This window comes from Amycolatopsis sp. NPDC098790 (assembly GCF_044759945.1).
Taxonomy (GTDB): Bacteria; Actinomycetota; Actinomycetes; order Mycobacteriales; family Pseudonocardiaceae; genus Amycolatopsis.
Genome location: NZ_JBIWAI010000002.1, coordinates 1,307,571 through 1,325,198, shown reverse-complemented (window position 1 = coordinate 1,325,198; position 17,628 = coordinate 1,307,571). Strand labels below are relative to the sequence as shown.

General features: G+C 71.5%; 13 protein-coding genes. 6 read left to right on the top strand and 7 right to left on the bottom strand.

The window, feature by feature from the left end:
* Positions 1–3: 3 nt before the first annotated feature.
* Both ACIQWX_RS19895 and ACIQWX_RS19890 read right to left on the bottom strand, forming a co-directional pair.
* Complete coding sequence (locus ACIQWX_RS19895; RefSeq protein ID WP_400872748.1) at positions 4–1,188, bottom strand: GNAT family N-acetyltransferase; 1,185 nt, start codon at positions 1,186–1,188, stop codon at positions 4–6.
* A gap of 289 nt (positions 1,189–1,477) precedes the next feature.
* Positions 1,478–2,863 carry a sugar porter family MFS transporter gene (locus tag ACIQWX_RS19890; RefSeq protein WP_400872746.1) on the bottom strand — a complete coding sequence of 462 codons (1,386 nt, stop codon included), beginning with the start codon at positions 2,861–2,863 and terminating at the stop codon, positions 1,478–1,480.
* 287 nt (positions 2,864–3,150) lie between these two features.
* On the opposite strand from ACIQWX_RS19890, the gene ACIQWX_RS19885 reads away from it, so the two are divergent.
* Together ACIQWX_RS19885 and ACIQWX_RS19880 are read left to right on the top strand one after the other, a co-directional pair.
* Positions 3,151–4,338, top strand: a complete 1,188-nt coding sequence (locus tag ACIQWX_RS19885) for a hypothetical protein (protein ID WP_400872743.1) — start codon at positions 3,151–3,153, stop codon at positions 4,336–4,338.
* Between the two features lie 54 nt (positions 4,339–4,392).
* The gene (locus ACIQWX_RS19880) at positions 4,393–5,859 is read left to right on the top strand and encodes a cellulose binding domain-containing protein (RefSeq protein WP_400872740.1); all 1,467 of its coding nucleotides are present in this window, start codon (positions 4,393–4,395) and stop codon (positions 5,857–5,859) included.
* A gap of 60 nt (positions 5,860–5,919) precedes the next feature.
* Here ACIQWX_RS19880 and ACIQWX_RS19875 read toward each other — a convergent pair whose 3' ends face one another.
* Positions 5,920–7,410 (bottom strand): cellulase family glycosylhydrolase, encoded by a 1,491-nt coding sequence (locus ACIQWX_RS19875; RefSeq protein WP_400872738.1) that lies wholly within the window; start codon positions 7,408–7,410, stop codon positions 5,920–5,922.
* A 424-nt stretch (positions 7,411–7,834) separates the two neighbouring features.
* On the opposite strand from ACIQWX_RS19875, the gene ACIQWX_RS19870 reads away from it, so the two are divergent.
* Positions 7,835–8,971 carry a cellulose-binding domain-containing protein gene (locus ACIQWX_RS19870; protein ID WP_400872735.1) on the top strand — a complete coding sequence of 379 codons (1,137 nt, stop codon included), beginning with the start codon at positions 7,835–7,837 and terminating at the stop codon, positions 8,969–8,971.
* On the opposite strand, the gene mgrA is transcribed toward ACIQWX_RS19870, so the two are convergent.
* The gene (gene mgrA, locus ACIQWX_RS19865; RefSeq protein ID WP_400872732.1) at positions 8,968–9,963 is read right to left on the bottom strand and encodes an L-glyceraldehyde 3-phosphate reductase; all 996 of its coding nucleotides are present in this window, start codon (positions 9,961–9,963) and stop codon (positions 8,968–8,970) included. The genes ACIQWX_RS19870 and mgrA overlap by 4 nt on opposite strands.
* Before the next feature lie 33 nt (positions 9,964–9,996).
* Positions 9,997–11,190 (bottom strand): AGE family epimerase/isomerase, encoded by a 1,194-nt coding sequence (locus tag ACIQWX_RS19860; RefSeq protein WP_400872729.1) that lies wholly within the window; start codon positions 11,188–11,190, stop codon positions 9,997–9,999.
* Between the two features lie 187 nt (positions 11,191–11,377).
* Between ACIQWX_RS19860 and ACIQWX_RS19855 the strand changes: the two genes are divergently transcribed.
* Positions 11,378–12,406: a lytic polysaccharide monooxygenase gene (locus ACIQWX_RS19855; protein ID WP_400872726.1), complete on the top strand. Its 1,029-nt coding sequence runs from the start codon at positions 11,378–11,380 to the stop codon at positions 12,404–12,406.
* 29 nt (positions 12,407–12,435) lie between these two features.
* Here the strand turns inward: ACIQWX_RS19855 and ACIQWX_RS19850 are convergent, their stop codons facing one another.
* Entirely contained in the window at positions 12,436–13,695 is a 1,260-nt protein-coding gene (locus ACIQWX_RS19850) for a substrate-binding domain-containing protein (RefSeq protein ID WP_400872723.1), read from the bottom strand.
* Between the two features lie 116 nt (positions 13,696–13,811).
* Here ACIQWX_RS19850 and ACIQWX_RS19845 point away from each other — a divergent pair, with 116 nt between their 5' ends.
* Complete coding sequence (locus ACIQWX_RS19845; RefSeq protein ID WP_400872720.1) at positions 13,812–15,074, top strand: ABC transporter substrate-binding protein; 1,263 nt, start codon at positions 13,812–13,814, stop codon at positions 15,072–15,074.
* A gap of 144 nt (positions 15,075–15,218) precedes the next feature.
* A complete protein-coding gene (locus ACIQWX_RS19840) occupies positions 15,219–15,737 on the top strand; it encodes a GNAT family N-acetyltransferase (protein WP_400872717.1) in 519 nt (172 codons plus the stop codon).
* A 55-nt stretch (positions 15,738–15,792) separates the two neighbouring features.
* Here ACIQWX_RS19840 and ACIQWX_RS19835 read toward each other — a convergent pair whose 3' ends face one another.
* A complete protein-coding gene (locus tag ACIQWX_RS19835) occupies positions 15,793–17,604 on the bottom strand; it encodes a glycoside hydrolase family 6 protein (protein ID WP_400872714.1) in 1,812 nt (603 codons plus the stop codon).
* Positions 17,605–17,628 lie beyond the last annotated feature (24 nt).

Sequence of the window (17,628 nt, the reverse complement as noted above, 5' to 3'; positions counted from 1 at the left end):
GCCTCAGAACCAGTGCAGGCAGTGCGGTGGGCGCTCGGCGCGGAACAGCGCGTCGGCGAGCGCGGCCGCGTCCGGGTGGTGGGCGTGGATCTGCCCGCCCCGCACCAGCGTGCTCGGTGCCACGCCGCCGAGGTACACCGAACCGAGGTCGGTCGCGTCCAGGGAGAGGTCCGGCGCCCGGCCGGTCGGGTAGCACTCGGCCTTGCCGTCCCGGACCGTGAGAAGGTAGCGGCCCCGCTCCCCCAGGAACGAGTCCTCGACGTCGAGGACGAGCTCGCCGTCGGTGGACCAACCGCGCGCCGTCAACGCCCGCGGGACGTCCAGCAGCCGCACCCACAGCCAGTCCGTCTCGTCGCTCACCTCGGCCGCGCGGAAGTCCGCGAGCTGCCAGCGCAGCGGGTGCTCCGGCGGGCACTTCTTGAGCACGACGCGGGTGACCAGGTCGTGGTCGAGGAGGAACCGGGTGAGCGCGGTGGTGACGGCGTCGTCCGCCGCGATCGTCTCGTCGACCGTCAGCGTGCCGGAGTCGAGCAGGTAGGTCGCGTACCCGTCGGCCCTGCCGCCGGAGTCCCGGTGCACGGCGACGTAACGCGGGGCCGCGGACACCGGCGGCTGCCCCGCGCCGCGGGCCCACCAGTGACGCGGCCGGGACAACGCACCCGGCTGAGTTCGGCGGTAGCGGTCGTAGGCGTCCTCCAGGAGGTCGCCGCACTCGGCGCGGCGCAGCACCTCGATCGAGCCTTCCGCCGCGACGGCGGTGCTCCGCGGAGCGGCTCGGTGCCGGTCCACCGTCAGCCGGTGCGTGGTCGTCGCCGGCCCGTAGCCGAACCGGCGGTAGATCACCGCCTCACTCGCGAGGAGCACCGCGAGGAACTCCCCGCGCGCCCGCGCGTCGGCGAGCTGGTGGCGCATCATCGCGGTGAGCACGCCTCGCCGCCGGTGCGACGGCAGGACGCCGACCGCGGTCAGCCCGCCGGCGGGCACGGGGACGTTCCCGGGCAACGTCAGCTCGAAGGAATAGACGGCCGCGGTGCCGACGGGCCGGCCGTCCACCACCGCGAACAGCGCCCGGTCCATCTCCAGTGCCGACCAGACCCGGTCGCCTTCGGGTGGGAAGCGCCCGAAGGCGGCGAAAAGCGTGTCGACGAAGGCGTCGCGGTCGTGCTCGGTCGTGGAACGGATCTCCATCGGGGCACAGTGCAGGGCCGGATCGCCACTGGGCAACCGAATAACGGTCCCTGAAGCGAAGGCCTCGGCCCCCGCCTCGGCGTGCCGAGTTTCTCCACAACGTTTCTCCGCAACCCCGAAGCCTTCATTGTGACTACGGCCGGCAACACCGCGTCAAGGCGGGAAAGATGCCTTGACCCGGCGCTGCCGGCCGTGTTCTGGCTTCGGATCGGGGTTGCGGGAGGCCCGGGTTTCGATGGTGCTCGGGTTCTCGACTGGCCCTCGCCTCTGTGTTGGCCGGACCCCCGGGTCAGCTCTTCGCCGCGACCCCCTGCCGCGCCCGGAGGTCGAGCTCGATCTGCTCCAGCGAGCGCCCCTTGGTCTCCGGCACCAGCCACTTGGTGAGCACGAACAGCACCACGTTGATGCCGGCGAACAGGAACATCGAACCGCCGATGCCGAGCGACTTCGGGTCGGAGATGATCGGGAACACCGCGCTCACGATGCCCGTCGCGGCCCAGAGGACGACGCTGCTGACGCCCATGCCCGCCGCGCGGAACTTCAGCGGGAACACCTCGGACATCATCACCCAGACGACCGCGCCCCAGCCGAGCTCGTAGCCCACCAGGTAGAGCACCATCATCACCAGCATCAGGATGCCGCGGGTGCCGGTGTCGTGGACGTTCAGCACGACGAGCCCGGCCGCCACCAGCGTGAGCACCATGATGACGTTGCCGATGAGCAGCAGCGGCTTGCGGCCCCAGCGGTCCACCACGAACACGACCCACGCGGTGAACAGGAACTTCGTGACGCCCAGCAGGACCCCGGACAGCAGCGCGGCCTGCGTCGCGAACCCGAGGCCGATCAGCATCGTCGGGAAGTACGCGTTGATCGCGTTGACGCCGCTGAACTGCTGGCCGATCGCGAGCAGCAGGGCCACCACGAGCATCGGGCGGACGAAGCCGGAGAACAGGTCGCGCAGCCGCGGCTTCTCCTCGGTGTCCAGCCGGATGACCTCGTTGATGGTGGCGATCTCTTCGTCGAGGTTGACGGTGTTGCCGTGCGCGCTCGCCAGGACCCGCCGGGCTTCCTCCTCGCGGCCGTTCTTCACCAGCCAGCGCGGGGTTTCGGGCAGGAACACCAGCCCGACGAGCAGGATCACGGCGGGCACGATCGCGCCGGCGAACATCCACCGCCAGGCCGACACCGGGCCGAGCCAGTAGCTGACCAGGAACGCGATCAGGATGCCGAGCACGATGAAGATCTGGTTCAGCGCGCCCATCGCGCCGCGCAGCCGCGCCGGCGCCAGTTCGGACAGGTACGTCGGCACCGTCGACGACGAAAGGCCGATGCCGAGGCCGATGATCAGCCGCGAGATCACCAGCAGCGCGAACGTCGGCGAGAACGTCGCGGCGAGGGTGCCGACGATGACGATCGCCGCGGCGACCATGATCGTGCGGCGGCGGCCGAGCGCTTCGTTGGTGCGGCTGGAGAACAGCGCGCCGACGATCGCACCGACCGACAGGCTGGCGGTGATCACGCCCTTGTCCCAGCTGGTCAGTGCCCACAGTTTCCCGATGAACGGGAGCACCCCGGAAATCACGCCGAGGTCGTAACCGAAGAGGATGCCGCCGAGCGCGCCGAAGAAGTACAAGGTGGTTCGGCTGATGTGCCGCGCCGGGGCTGTCTGCGTCATTGCCGGGTCGCCTCTTTCGTAGGTCCAGTCCAGCCAGCGGCCACCACACTCACACGCCGGAAAAAGCCGGGCAAGACAGTCGTTGATAACGATTCAGAAACCTGATCGGCGTTCACATATGTGACACCGCTTATCGCACAACACACCCCTTTCCCCCGGCCCGCCGAATCCACTGTAGACAGACCACTCCGGTGAAATCGTCGAAGCGTTTGACCTGGTCCGAACCCTGGTTTACGGTCCACCTGGAAGCGCTCCCAGACTTGTCGAGACAACCTGTGGAGGCAGACGTGCGCAGCACGCTTTCCCGTTCATCGAGACGGCTACTGGCGAGTGCGCTCGCCCTCGTCGTCCCCGTCGCCGTCGCGGTCACCGTCGGTGCGCCGGCTTCCCCGGCCGCCCCCGCGCCCTACACGTGGCGCAACGCGGAGATCGGCGGCGGCGGGTTCGTCCCCGGCATCGTCTTCAACCAGGCGGAACCGGGCCTCGCCTACGCCCGCACCGACATCGGCGGCGCGTACCGCTGGAACCCCGCCACCGGGCGCTGGCTCCCGCTGCTGGACTCGGTGGGCTGGACCGACTGGGGCCACAACGGCGTGGTCAGCCTGGCCACCGACCCGGTCGACCCGAACCGCGTCTACGCCGCGGCCGGCATGTACACCAACAGCTGGGACCCCAACAACGGCGCGATCCTGCGCTCGACCGACCGCGGTGCCACCTGGCAGTCCTCGGCGCTGCCGTTCAAGCTCGGCGGCAACATGCCCGGCCGCGGCATGGGCGAGCGGCTCGCGATCGACCCGAACCGCGACAGCGTCCTCTACCTCGGCGCGCCCAGCGGCAACGGGCTCTGGCGCAGCACGGACTCCGGCGTCACGTGGGCGAAGGTGACGGCCTTCCCCAACCCGGGCAACTACGCACCGGACCCGAGCGACCCGACGGGCTACTCCAGCGACAATGAGGGCGTCACCTGGGTGACGTTCGACCCGTCGACCGGCACCCGCGGGAACACCACGCAGACCATCTACGTCGGCGTCGCGGACAAGGCGAACACCGTCTACCGCAGCACCGACGGCGGCACGACGTGGGCGCGGCTGGCCGGCCAGCCCACGGGTTTCCTGGCGCACAAGGGCGTCCTCGACAGCGCCGGCGGTTACCTCTACCTCGCGACCAGCGACACCGGCGGGCCCTACGACGGCGCGAAGGGCGACGTCTGGAAGTACGCGACGAAGACCGGTGCGTGGACGCGGATCAGCCCGATCCCGTCCGACAGCGCGGACGACTACTTCGGCTACAGCGGGCTGACGATCGACCGGCAGCACCCGAACACGCTGATGGTCGCGACGCAGGTGTCGTGGTGGCCGGACGTCATCTTCTTCCGCAGCACCGACGGCGGCGCCACGTGGACCCGGATCTGGGACTTCTCGAGCTACCCCGACCGGACGCTGCGGTACACCCAGGACATCTCTTCGGTGCCGTGACTGACCTTCGGCACCCAGCCCGCTCCCCCGGTGCCGTCGCCGAAGCTCGGCTGGATGACCGAATCGGTGGAGATCGACCCGTTCGACTCGAACCACCTGCTCTACGGGACCGGCGCGACCATCTACGGCACGAACGACCTCACGAAGTGGGACAGCGGCGGCAAGATCACGCTCAAGCCGGTCGTCGGCGGCCTCGAGGAGACCGCCGTGCTGGACCTGGTCAGCCCGCCGTCGGGCGCGCCGCTGATCTCCGGGCTGGGCGACATCGGCGGGTTCCGGCACGACAGCCTCGACGCCGTGCCGTCGACGATGTTCACCTCGCCGGTGTTCACGACGACCACCAGTCTGGACTACGCCGAGCTGACGCCGGCGACGATCGTGCGCGTCGGGACACTCGACCGCAGCGCCCGGCCGAACGACAACCGCGTCGCCTTCTCCACCGACGGCGGCAAGAACTGGTTCCAGGGCGCCGAACCGGGCGGCGGCGCGAGCGGCGGGACGGTGGCCGCGGCCGCCGACGGCAGCCGGTTCGTGTGGAGCCCGGAAGGCACCGGAGTCAGCTACTCGGTGGGCTTCGGCTCGTCGTGGACGACGTCGGCGGGCATCCCCGCCGGCGCGGTGGTCGAGGCCGACCGCGTGGACCCGAAGCGGTTCTACGGGTTCGCCGCGGGGAAGTTCTACGTCAGCACCGACGGCGGCGCGACGTTCACCGCGACCGCGGCCACCGGGCTGCCCAGCGGCTCGGCGCACTTCAAGGCGCTCCCCGGCGTGGCCGGCGACGTCTGGCTGGCCGGTGGATCCGGCTCGGCGTACGGTCTCTGGCACTCCACCGACTCCGGAGCGTCCTTCACGAAATTGACCGGGGTCGCCGAGGCCGACAACATCGGGTTCGGCAAGGCCGCCTCCGGCCGGCCGTATCCGGCGTTATACACCATCGCGAAGATCGGCGGGGTGCGCGGGATCTTCCGGTCGGACGACGCGGGCGCGTCGTGGACGCGGATCAACGACGACAAGCACCAGTACGGCAACATCGGGGCGGCGCTGAGCGGCGATCCGCGGGTGTACGGCCGGGTGTACGTGGGCACGAACGGGCGCGGCGTGATCATCGGCGAGTCCGGCGGTGACCAGCCGCCGCCCACGACCACCACCACGTCGTCTCCCCCGACGACCACGACGACCACGACGACCCCGGTGCCGTCGTCGTCGTGCACCGCGGCCTACACCGTCACGAACCAGTGGCAGGGCGGTTTCCAGGCCGGGGTGAAGATCGGGAACACCGGGACCGCGCCGGTGTCCGGCTGGACGGTCACCTGGTCCTTCGCCGACGGCCAGCACGTGACGCAGGCGTGGAACGCGCAGGTGACGCAGACCGGCGCGGCGGTGTCCGCGGTGGACGCGGGGTGGAACAAGACGATCCCGGCGGGCGGCAGCGCCGAGTTCGGCTTCACCGGGACGTCCGGCAGCACCAACGGGAAGCCCGCCGCGATCAGCCTCAACGGCAGGGCCTGCACCACGTCCTGACGGCGGAACGGGAACGGGGCGGCGGAGGGATCCGCCGCCCCGCCCCCACCGCCGGTCCCGTCAGCCGGCGGCGAGGAAGTGGGCGCGGATGCCCGCGCCGAACGCCGTCGGCGTGCCGTCGTACGACGTGATCAGCGCCGGGCCGGACGTGCACGGCCACGTGTTCCACGTCCAGCCGAGGTACGACGCCTGGTGCCGGTCGAGCCAGTCCATCAGGCCGGTCACGTACCCGCTCGCGCAGTCGTTCTCCCCGATCTCGCCCGCCACGAACGGGACGGCCGCCGCGACCGGGGCGAGCTGGCTGTCCCAGCAGGACGACGAGCTGCACGTGTTGAAGTTGTACGAGTGCCAGGACGCCACCAGGTTCCCCGCCGGGTCGGCCGGCTTGTACTGCAGCCAGCCGGTGAGGTCGTTGGAGTAGGCGAGGCCGCCGAGCATGACCACGTTCGTCGCGCCGGTCGCGCGCACCGCGTTCACCAGCGTCTGCATGCCGGCCACCGGGTAGCCGATGCCGGGGCACGCCGAACCGCCGTCACGCCAGCACGTCCACGCCTGGGCCGAGCCGGAAACCGCGCGGTCGAGGTAGGGCTCGTTGAACAGGTCGAGGATCGTCGCGTTGTCCCCCTTGAAGGTGTTCGCGACCGACGTCCACAGGTCGACCGAGTGCTCCGCGTCGGTCATCGGCTTCTGGCAGGTGGCGTTAACGTCGCTGCACGCCGAGGAACCGCCCGTGTAGACGCCGTGGGTCCAGTGCAGGTCGAGGATCGCGACCAGGCCGTTCTGGTGCAGCAGGTCCACATAGGACTTGATCGCCGCGCGGTACGTGGCGCCGGCGTAGCGCGGGTCCACGTTGGACAGTCCCAGCCAGCAGTCCTCGTTGAAGGGCACCCGCACGACGTTGACGTGCCAGTTCTTGATGGCGGCCACCGAAGCCGCGTCCATCGGGCCGTCGAAGAGGCCGTTGCCCTGCACGCACGCGAACTCGCCGCCGGAGCGGTTGACCCCGCGCAGCGTCACGGCGGTGCCCGCGGCGTCGGCCAGCCGGTTGCCGGAGACGTGCAGCTGCGGCGCACCACCCGGCGGAGGCGTCGGCGTGGTGGTGGTCGGCAGCGTGGTCGGGGTCGTCGGCGGCGGGGTGCCGCCGCAGGGTTCGCCGTTCACGCTGAACGACGCCGGCGCCGCGTTCGCCCCGCTGTAGCCGAAGTTCGCGCCGGCGCTGATCGACGCGTTCGGGGCGATCGTGCCGTTCCAGCCGGCCGGGGTGACCGTGACGGTCGGCCCGGACTGCGCCCAGGTGGCGTTCCAGCCCTGCTGCAGCTGCTGGGTCCCGGTGTAGGCGTAGCTGATCCGCCACCCGGACAGCGGCGCCGTCCCGAGGTTCTTCAAGGTGAGGTTCGCGGTGAAACCGCTTCCCCAGTCGTTCACCGTGTAGCCGACTTCGCAGGCCGTCGCCGCCGCGGCGGGCGAAGGCGTGCCGAGCGTGAACGCCGTCGTCGCGCCGACGACGGCGAGCGCGCTGAAGGCGCCGAGCAGTGCTGGTCCGGAACGCATCGATCACTCCCTCGGGACAGGACAAATCGTGAGAGCGCTCCCAGCAGCGGAGGACAGTACCCGGCTCGCCGAGGCACTGTAAAGCCCACCGCGATCTTGGGCGCGGATTCCCGGATTCCACTCGAACGGCGGAATCGACCGGCGCGCACCGGCGGCGCAGCGCGACCATGTAGAGGCGTTGCCATCCAACGGCTTCGGCCGTTCAGGAGCGTTCAGTTCCCGGCGGGCACCGCGAAGATCCCCGAAAACGGACCACCGGATCGGCCGGCGTCCGGGTCGCGCTTTACAACGGCGACACACGGGGGTTACGTTTCCGGCGGCTGGAAGCGCTCCCATGCCAGGTCGCCTCAACCGAACGCGGCCACCACCCAGGGGCGCCGTGGTGCGAGCCACGGCGCCCCTGTCCGCGTCCCGGGAGGCCCCGATGCACAGGTTCGCCGCCGCCCTCGCCGGGCTCTGCCTCGCCGCGGCCGGAACCACGGCGGTCGTCGCCGCCGTCCCGGCCGCCGCCGCGCCGGCCTGCTCGGTCGGCTACCGCGTCAACCAGTGGCAGACCGGGTTCACCGCCGAGATCACCGTGACCAACGGCGCCACCGCGCTCTCGTCGTGGACGCTCACCTGGCACTACGCCGGGAGCCAGTCCGTCACCTCCGCCTGGAACGCGACCGTCCGGCAGGACGGCACCGCCGTGACCGCGGAGAGCCTGCCCTACAACGCTTCGCTGCCCGCCGGCGGCAGCGTGTCGTTCGGGTTGCAGGGCACCTCGCCGGGCCCGGACCCGACCGACTTCGCGCTCAACGGCGTCGCGTGCGGGGACACCACTCCCCCGGTGACGACGACGCCGGTCACGCCCACCACCACGACGTCCACGCCGCCGCCCGCGGGGTGCGCGGACGCGGCGATCTGCGACGACTTCGAGCAGCAGACCGGCAGCGCGCCATCGGGCCGCTGGACCGTCGGCGCGGCGAACTGCCAGGGCACCGGCACGGTCGGCGTCGACACCGCGGTTGCGCACTCCGGCACCCGCTCGGTGAAGGTCGCCGGCGGGGGCGGCTACTGCAACCACGCCTTCTTCGGCACGAGCGTGTCCGGCTCCGGCGTGCTGTACGGCCGCTTCTGGGTCCGCCACACCACCGCGCTGCCCGCCGGGCACGTCACCTTCATGGCGCTGCGCGACACCGCGGACGGCGGCCGCGACCTGCGGGCCGGCGGGCAGAACCGGGCCCTGCAGTGGAACCGCGAGTCCGACGACGCGACGCTGCCCGCGCAGAGCCCGGCCGGTGTCGCCCAGAGCGTCCCCCTGCCGACCGGTACGTGGTCCTGCTTCGAGTTCCAGCTCGACGGCGCCGCCGGGCAGCTGCGGACGTGGCTCGGCTCCGCCGCGGTGCCCGGGCTCGTCGTCGACGGCGTCCCCACCCCCGACGTCGACCAGCAGTGGCTCGCCCGGGCCTGGCACCCGGCGGTGACCGACCTGCGGCTCGGCTGGGAGAGCTACGGCGGGGACGCCGACACGCTGTGGTTCGACGACGTGGCCGTGGGCTCCGCGCGGATCGGCTGCTAGCCCGCGACGATCCGGTCGATCTCGGCCAGCTCGTCGTCGGTGAACTCGAGGTTCTTCGTCGCCGCGACGGTGTTCTCGAGCTGCGCGACGCTGCTGGCCCCGATCAGCGCGGACGTGACGCGGCCGCGGCGCAGCACCCACGCGATGGCCAGCTGGGCCAGCGTCTGGCCGCGCCGCTTCGCGACGTCGTTCAGCGCGCGGATCGTCGCCAGCGTCTCGTCGGTGAGCCGGTCGGTCGTGAGGAACGGGCTGGCGCCGGCGGCGCGCGAGTCGGCGGGGACGCCGTCGAGGTAGCGGTCGGTCAGCAGGCCCTGGCTCAGCGGCGAGTACGCGATCGAGCCGACGCCGTGCTCGTCCAGGGTGTCCAGGAGGCCGTCCTCGACCCAGCGGTTCAGGATCGAGTACGACGGCTGGTGGATCAGCAGCGGTGTGCCGAGCTCCCTCAGCGCGGCGAGCGCGGCTGTCGTCTGCTCCGGCGAGTAGTTGGAGATGCCCGCGTACAGCGCCTTGCCGGAGCGGACCGCGGTGTCGAGGGCACCCATCGTCTCCTCGATCGGCGTCTCGGGGTCCGGGCGGTGGGAGTAGAAGACGTCGAAGTGGTCCAGTCCGGTGCGCGCGAGGCTCTGGTCCAGGCTGGCCAGCAGGTTCTTGCGCGAGCCCCACTCGCCGTACGGGCCGTCCCACATCAGGTAGCCGGCCTTCGACGACACCAGGATCTCGTCTCGGTACGGGCGGAAGTCCGCGGCGTAGTGCTTGCCGAAGTTCGCCTCGGCGGCGCCGGGCGGCGGGCCGTAGTTGTTGGCCAGGTCGAAGTGCGTCACGCCGAGGTCGAACGCCCGCCGCAGCACCGCGCGCTGGACGTCGAGGGGCTTGTCGTCCCCGAAGTTGTGCCACAGGCCGAGCGACACGGCGGGCAGCTTCAGCCCGCTGCGCCCGGCGCGCCGGTACGGCATGTCCGCGTACCGGTCTTCGGAGGCGGCGTAAGGCGACATGGTTCTCCTCGTCGGCAGGGGTTCGGGCGCAGTCTAGCGACGGGTGGCCAGCGCGCCGGCGAACGACGCGGCGGCCGGCAGCGCGGGCAGGAGCGTCGCCTGGTAGGCGTGGTAGATGTCCGGCTTGCCGGCCCAGACCGCCGCCGCGGGGCGGTTCTCCGGGTCCAGCTCGTGGTGCCACGAACCGAGCTCGTGGTCGACGAAACACGCCTCGGCGTGGTCGCACCACTGCGTGAACCGGTCGAGGTAGGCCGCGTCGCCGGTTTCCTGGTGCAGCGTCCACGCGGCGGCGATCGCCTCGGCCACGACCCAGTGCAGGCGGGTGCGCACGACCGGCGTCCCGGCGAAGTCGGTGGTGTAGACGAATCCCGGGCGGCCGTCGACGGCCCAGCCGTGGCGGACCGCGGTCGCGAAGAGCGCCTCCGCGTCCGGCAGCAGCCACTCCGGCGCGTCGGCGTCGAGGGCGCGCTTGAGGTGGACGGCCAGGCGAGCCCACTCGAAGAGGTGACCGATGGTCGCACCGAAGGGCCGGAACGGGTGGGCGGGCTCGTCCCGGTTGTGGTCCAGCCGGACGTGCCAGCCGGCGTCGTAGTGCTCGGGGAGCAGCCAGCCGTGCGCGCGGGCCTCGCCGTGCACCAGGTGTTCCACAATGGACAGTGCGCGTTCGGCCCAGACCCGGTCGCCGGTGACGTCGGCGGCGGCCAGGAACGCCTCGACCGTGTGCATGTTGGCGTTGGCGCCGCGGTAGTCCTCCAGGTGCGTCCAGCCGCGGTCCCAGACGTCGGCGACGCGGCCGGGTCCCGGTTCCCAGAACCGGCGTTCGACGACGTCAAGCGCGTCGGCCAGCAGCGGTTCCGCCCCCTCGGCGCCGGCGGCCACCGCGCTCGAGGCGGCCAGGACGACGAACGCGTGCTCGTAGGCACGCTTCTCTGACAACGTTGTCGTCGCGTACCAGCCGTCGTGGTCCGGGTCGCGCAGGAGGCCCGTCAGCGCTTCGACGCCGTGGTCGACCTGCTTCCCGGTGTCGCCGCCCTGCAGCTGAGCCAACGCGAAGACGTGCGTCATCCGGCAGGTGATCCACGTTTCGACGGGCCGGTCGAGCACCGGGCGGCCCGTGTCGTCGAGCCAGGCGAAGCCGCCGCCGGGGTGGGCCGCGCGGGCGGCGAAACCGAGCAGGCGGGCGGGTTCGGCGCGCACCCACGCGGGAACCGATGAGGGAATGTCCACTCTCTGCCTTTCTCGGTGATCGACGCTTCCGTCAAGGTAGGCCAAGGCACCGGCCCCGGTCACCGCGGGATATTCCGGAAGTGACCACCGCCGCGTATCCTGCTCGTGAGAGCGCTCCCAGTCTTCGACGCACGCTACCCACGAAGGGACTGACGTGACCAGGAGACGAAGTACGATCCTCGCCGCCGTGACCGTGCTGCTGGCGAGCTTGACCGCCGTCCTGCTGAACACGGGCACCGCCGAAGCGCACGGCGCCATGATGAAACCGGGCAGCCGGACGTTCCTGTGCTGGCAGGACGGGCTCAGCTCGACCGGCCAGATCATCCCGCAGAACCCGGCGTGTTCCGCCGCGGTGAACACCAGCGGCGCCAACTCGCTGTACAACTGGTTCGCCGTGCTGCGCTCCGACGGCGCCGGCCGCACGCGCGGGTTCATCCCGGACGGCAAGCTGTGCTCCGGCGGCAACCCGGGCTACGCCGGTTTCGACCAGGTCGGCGACTGGCCGCTGACGCACCTGACGGCCGGGGCGTCGTTCGACTTCTCGTACAACGCGTGGGCCGCGCACCCGGGCTGGTTCTACACGTACGTGACGAAGGACGGCTGGGACCCGTCGAAGCCGCTGACCTGGGACTCGCTGGAGGACCAGCCGTTCCTGACGGTGGACCACCCGGCGGTGACCGGCCAGGTCGGCACGGTCGACGGGCAGTACAAGTGGACCGGCGCGCTGCCGTCGAACAAGTCGGGGCGGCACATCGTCTACTCGGTGTGGAAGCGCTCCGACAGCGCGGAGACGTTCTACGGCTGCTCGGACGTGACGTTCGACGGCGGGCACGGCGAAGTCACCGGGGTGAAGGACCCGGGCACCCCGCCGACCACGCCCACGACGCCCACCACGCCGCCGCCCCCGGACGGCTCGTGCATGGCGATGTACGAGGTGACGAACGCCTGGAGCGGCGGCTACCAGGCGACGGTGACGGTGATGAACCACGGCACCGCGGCCTACAACGGCTGGCAGGCGGGCTGGACGTTGCCGTCGGGCCAGACGGTCGGCAGCATGTGGAACGGGACGCTGAGCCAGTCCGGATCGGTGGTGACGGTCCGCAACGCCGACTGGAACGGCCGCGTCGCCCCGGACGGGTCGACCACGTTCGGGTTGGTGGTGAACGCGGCCGGGGCGAACCCGGCCCAGCCGTCGGTGACCTGCCAGGGCAGCTGAGGCGTCGAGGCGCCGGCCCCGTTCCGGGTTCACCGGACGGGGCCGGTGCTGCCGCGCGTGACGAGCCGCGGCCGCGAGGCGCAGACATCCCCGACGTCCTCCCCGGCGACGAGGTCCCGCAGCAGCGAGGCGGCGAGCCCACCGAGTTCGGCCAGCGGCCGGCGAACGGCGGAGAGGGCGGGCCGCACGAGCCGGCAGAGGTCGGAGTCGTCCCAGGAGACGACGGAGAGGTCGTGGGGCACGGAGAGGCCGAGTTCGGTGGCGGCGACGAGCGCGGCGACGGCGAGGGAGTCGGTGTCGCAGAGGAGGGCCGTGGGGCGGGGGTCGGAGAGGAGGACCCGGCGGAGGGCTTCGGCCGAGGGTTCGGTGGGGTGAGGCGGCTCGACGGCCCACATCGGACTGCCCTCAACGACCGTCGGCAGCGCGGGCCGATGGCGGTCAGGGCCAGTCCAGGCGCCAGGCCGCCAGGGATCGTCGGCCCAGCCGCCGGCCTGCACCACGCCGCCGCGGTGCGCAATCCTGGCACTACGGTGGTACGCGAGACCGAAGCCCTGGGCCTCGGCAGCCGAGGGTCCCGCCAGACCCGGGCCGCCGCGGGATGCGGCGCCGAGCCCCGGCACGCCGGCCGCCGAACCCCCGGTCCGGCCACCGCCGCACTGTGCCGACCCCGGGCCGCCCGCGGTCCGTGCCCCCACCAACCCCAAACGGCGGGCCACCGTCGTGAACGCCTCCCCCCTCTCCCCCGCGTCCGCGAACGCCGCCGCTCCCGGAACCCTCACCACGTGCCGGTGCCCCAGAGCCGCCAGGTACTCCAGGGCCTCCGCCGCTCCCGCCGTGTCGTCCACCCGGACCGAGGGCGCCTCGGGCAACCCTCCCGGTCCGCCCAGCACCACCGCCGGCAGACCGATCCGCGCCACCTCCCCCGCGCAGTCCGGGCCCGTCAGCAGCACCCCGTCCACCTTCCGCTCCGCCTTCCAGCGGCGGTAAACCGCCAGCGCCGCCTCGGGGCCCGTCGCCACCCTCAGCAGCAGCTCCTGCGAGAATCCGTCGAGCAGGGCCGGGAAGAACACCTCCGCCGGCCCGTCGAGCACCAGGCCGATCGTCCCGGAGCGCCCTCCCGACAACGCGCGCGCCGCGCTGCTGGGCGACCACCCCAATTCGCGGGCGATGCGCGTGATCCGGTGGCGGGTTTCCTCCGAAACCCCCGGCCTGCCGTTCAGCGCGTAGGACACCGCGCCCTTGGAGACGCCGGCCTCCCGGGCGATGTCGGTGATCGTCGGCCGCTTCATCGCACCCCTTCCGTGTCCGCGCGGACACCCGCCGTCGCACTTCTTGACACCCGCCGCACCCGGAACAGAGACTCCGTCCGGGAGCGCTCCCAATCACGAGGGAGTGAGGAGTGCGCATGAGGAAAAGCCTGGCCTTCGCCGTCGCATCGGTTCTGCTCGTCCTGACCGGCGGCTGCGGCCCCGGGACGCCCGAGCGGATCACGCTGACGCTCGCGACGTTCGGCGAGTTCGGCTACGACGACCTGATCCCCGGTTACGAGTTCACCCACCCGGGGATCACCATCACCCAGGTGCGGACCGAGCAGGGCGGCCCGTACCACCAGGACCTGCTGGACAAACTCCGAAGTGGACAGGGGCTCGCGGACGTCCAGGCCGTCGAGGAAGGCCACCTCGCCGACGTCCTCGCGCAGTCCGGGAAGTTCGCCGACCTGGCCAAGGTCGGGCCGCCCGAGGTCAAGCCCGGCCGCTGGCTCGAGTGGAAGTACGAAGCCGGCCGCAGCAAGGACGGCAAGCTCGTCGGCTACGGCACGGACATCGGCCCGCTGGCCATGTGCTACCGCAAGGACCTGCTCGAGGCCGCCGGGCTGCCGACCGACCCGGGCTCGGTCAAGACGATGTTCGCCACTTGGGACAGTTACTTCACGGCCGGCGAAAAGTACGTCAAACGCTCCAAGGGCAAGGCCTGGTTCGACTCCGCGGCGCAGAACTTCAACGCGATGGTCAACCAGCTGCCGGTCGGCTACCTCGACCGCGACGACCGCCCGACGCTCGAGACGAACACCGCCCTGCGAGCCGCGTGGGACCAGGTGACGACCGCGGTGAAGCAGGGGCAGTCGGCCGGGCTCACCGCCTTCGCCGAAGACGGCAACAACGGCCTGCGCACCGGTGCTTTCGCGACGAAGGTCTGTCCCGCGTGGATGCTCGGCGTCATCGAGCAGCAGGCGGGGCTCGGCAACGCGGGCAAGTGGGCGATCACGGACGCGTTCCCGGACGGCGGCGGCAACTGGGGCGGCTCCTACCTCACGGTCCCGGCCGCGGGCGCGCACCAGCGGGAGGCCGCGGCGCTCGCCGCCTGGCTGACCGCGCCCGAGCAGCAGCTGCACGCCTTCCGGGTGAGCGGGACCTTCCCCAGCCAGGTCGACGCCTTCACCTCGCCCGACCTGCTCAGCGAGATGAACGGCTACTTCGGCGGCGCGCTGAGCGGGCAGGTCTTCGTCGCGCAGGCCCAGAAGGTCGGGAAGCCGCAGTACAAGGGGCCGGGCGACGGCAAGATCCAGGAGACGGTGGTCGCGCCCGCGCTGAAGTCGGTCGAGCGCGGCGCCGACCCGGCCGCCGTCTGGCAGCAGGTGCTGATCGGGGTGCACCAGGTGGTGCCCTGAGCCGGACGCTCGCCGGCCGCCGGGTCGCGAATGCCGCATTGGGGGCGTGGGAGGTCCCGAATGCGACATTCGCGACGTCGGGCGAGCCGACGCCGGCCCGAAATCCGGTCGTGCCGGGCCCGAGCACCAGGCAGGGTGGCCGGTATGACCACACTCCCGCCGCTGCTCGGCCACCCCGTCCGCCGTCCCACCCCGGACGACCACCTGCCGGTGCTCGCGGTCCTCGACCGCTGGTGGGGTGGCCTGGGCGGCGACGAAGGCAGCCGGCAACGGGCACTGCTGCTGCCGAAGCTGATGTTCCAGCACTTCTCCGGCAGCAGTTTCCTGGTGACCGCGGACGAGCGGATCGTCGCGTTCCTGATCGGCTTCCTGTCGCCGTCGCGACCGGCGGAAAGCTACATCCACTTCGTCGGCGTCGACCCCGCCGAACGCGGAAAGGGCCTCGGCGCGGCGCTGTACGAGCGCTTCTTCGCCTACAGCCGCGAGAACGGGCGGTCGGTGGTACGGGCGATCACGTCGCCGGTGAACAAGGATTCGCACGCGTTCCACACCCGGATGGGGTTCGTCACCGAACCAGGGCCGAAGGAGTTCGAGGGGGTGCCGGTCCAGCCCGACTACGACGGGCCGGGCCTGGACCGGCTGAGCTTCCGCAAAGATCTGTAGGTGGAGACCCGGGCCGGGCGGCGGCTGCGCGGCACCGCCCGGCCCGGGAGTTCTTTCAGGACACCGGCGGGTACGCGTTCTGGACCAGCTCTTCGAACTGGGCCTGGAACCACTTGCCGGACAGCGGCGAGTTCGGCAGGGCGCCGGTCAGGTTGCCGCCGTTGGCCTGCTCGCTGCCGTGGTAGGTCGGGTCGCACATCCGGTCGAAGCCCTTGCCTTCGTCGTTCGGGATCTGCGAGCTCGCGCCGTCGGACTCACCCGGCGGCTTGACCCAGACGTAGGCGTCGAAGTGCGCGGCGGGCGACGCCGTCGGCCGCACGCCCAGCCCGGCTCCGCTCTGGTTGCACCAGTTGCCGCGGTGCAGCCGCCGGTCGATCCGGCCGGAGTTGACGTAGCTGTCCACAGTGGACCCCGACGCGCCGCTCGGGCGGGCCGCGCCGCCCCAGCCGTTGCGTGACGTGTCGACCAGCATGCCGATCCCGCTCGGCAGGCCGGCGGAGACGAACGCGTTGTACATAGCCGTCGCGAACGGGACTTCGGCGAAGTACGGGTTCCACTGGTAGAACGTCGCCGACTTCAGCTGCTGCCCGCCGACGTTCAGGTTCGGGTCCGGCAGGTTCGGCTCGGTGAGCGGCGTGTAGTTCGCCGTGTCGCTGATGAAGCCGTCGAGGCTGTTCACCCCGGCCGTCGTGCCCTGCAGCGTCTGCTTCACCAGGTTGACGAACGGGCCGAAGTTGCTGTCCCAGCCCAGCCACGCCGAGTGCGCGATGTCGAGGTAGTTGTAGACGTTCGAAATCGCGTGGAGCTTGTTCAGCGCGTACTGGATGCCCTGGGTGTAGGCCCCGCTCGACTGCGCTTCGGCGCACTTCGCCGTCGCGGTGTTGGTGATCAGGTTGGGCAGCGAGTCCGGCTCGACGATCGCGACGATCCGCAGCGGCGCGTACTTGGCGTCGGACAGGATCGAGGCGATCGGGTCGATGTACTCGCTCTTGTACCGGGCCAGGCCGTTCTGCGCGACCGTCAGCTCGCCGTTGGACGCCAGCGCCGCGCAGTCGCGGTTGGGCAGGTCGTAGACGACGATCTGGATGGTCACCGGCGTGCCGCCGCTCGCCTGGCTCAACGCCGCGTCGAGGTGGCCGCGCAGGCCGCGGGCGCTCGACGTGCCTTCGATCGCGGCGATCCGGTCGAGCCACACCGCCGTCGAGGTGTTGGCCACCTTGGCCATCTGGGCGCCGAGCGTGCCGCCCTTGGCCGCGGCGGCCGCGTTCACCGACGCCTGCCAGTCCGGGTTCACGTACCCCTTCGAGCCGGCGTACGGGTTGTCCACGTGCGTCCCGGGCTGGGGCGTCGTGGTCGGGCCCGTCGGGGTCGTCGGCGTCGTCGGGGTGGTCGGCGTCGTGGGGGTCGTCGGCGTGGTGGACGGGCCACCCGTGCTGCCGTCGCAGACGACGCCGTTGAGCGTGAACGACGTCGGTGCGGCGTTCGATCCCGAGTACTGACCGTTGAACCCGAAGCTCGCGGTCGCGTTCGTCCCCAGCGTGGCGCCCCACGACGGGTTCTTCGCGCTGACGTGCTTGCCGGTCTGGGTGAACGTGGCGCTCCAGCCCTGCTGGACCTGCTGGTTGCCACCGAAGTCCCACTGGAGGTCCCAGCCGGACGTGATCGGGTCACCCAGGTTGGTCACCGTGATGTTCGCGGTGAACCCGGGCTCGTACAGGTTGGTCGCGTAGGTGACTTTGCAGCCGGACGCGGCGACCGCCGGGCTGCCGCCGGCCACCAGCAGCCCCGAGACGACCGCGGCGGCCGTCACCGAGGAAGCCGCGGCGAGCCGCACTTTCCTCTTGGGGGACCAGAATCCACTCCTCATCGAGTGTGCTCCTTCGTGTTGTCG

Coding starts and splice junctions, on each gene's coding strand:
- ACIQWX_RS19895 (WP_400872748.1), bottom strand. CDS start 1,188: ATGGAGATCCGTTCCACGACCGAGCACGACCGCGACGCCTTCGTCGAC.
- ACIQWX_RS19890 (WP_400872746.1), bottom strand. CDS start 2,863: ATGACGCAGACAGCCCCGGCGCGGCACATCAGCCGAACCACCTTGTAC.
- ACIQWX_RS19880 (WP_400872740.1), top strand. CDS start 4,393: ATGACCGAATCGGTGGAGATCGACCCGTTCGACTCGAACCACCTGCTC.
- ACIQWX_RS19875 (WP_400872738.1), bottom strand. CDS start 7,410: ATGCGTTCCGGACCAGCACTGCTCGGCGCCTTCAGCGCGCTCGCCGTC.
- ACIQWX_RS19870 (WP_400872735.1), top strand. CDS start 7,835: ATGCACAGGTTCGCCGCCGCCCTCGCCGGGCTCTGCCTCGCCGCGGCC.
- mgrA (WP_400872732.1), bottom strand. CDS start 9,963: ATGTCGCCTTACGCCGCCTCCGAAGACCGGTACGCGGACATGCCGTAC.
- ACIQWX_RS19850 (WP_400872723.1), bottom strand. CDS start 13,695: ATGAAGCGGCCGACGATCACCGACATCGCCCGGGAGGCCGGCGTCTCC.
- ACIQWX_RS19845 (WP_400872720.1), top strand. CDS start 13,812: ATGAGGAAAAGCCTGGCCTTCGCCGTCGCATCGGTTCTGCTCGTCCTG.
- ACIQWX_RS19840 (WP_400872717.1), top strand. CDS start 15,219: ATGACCACACTCCCGCCGCTGCTCGGCCACCCCGTCCGCCGTCCCACC.
- ACIQWX_RS19835 (WP_400872714.1), bottom strand. CDS start 17,604: ATGAGGAGTGGATTCTGGTCCCCCAAGAGGAAAGTGCGGCTCGCCGCG.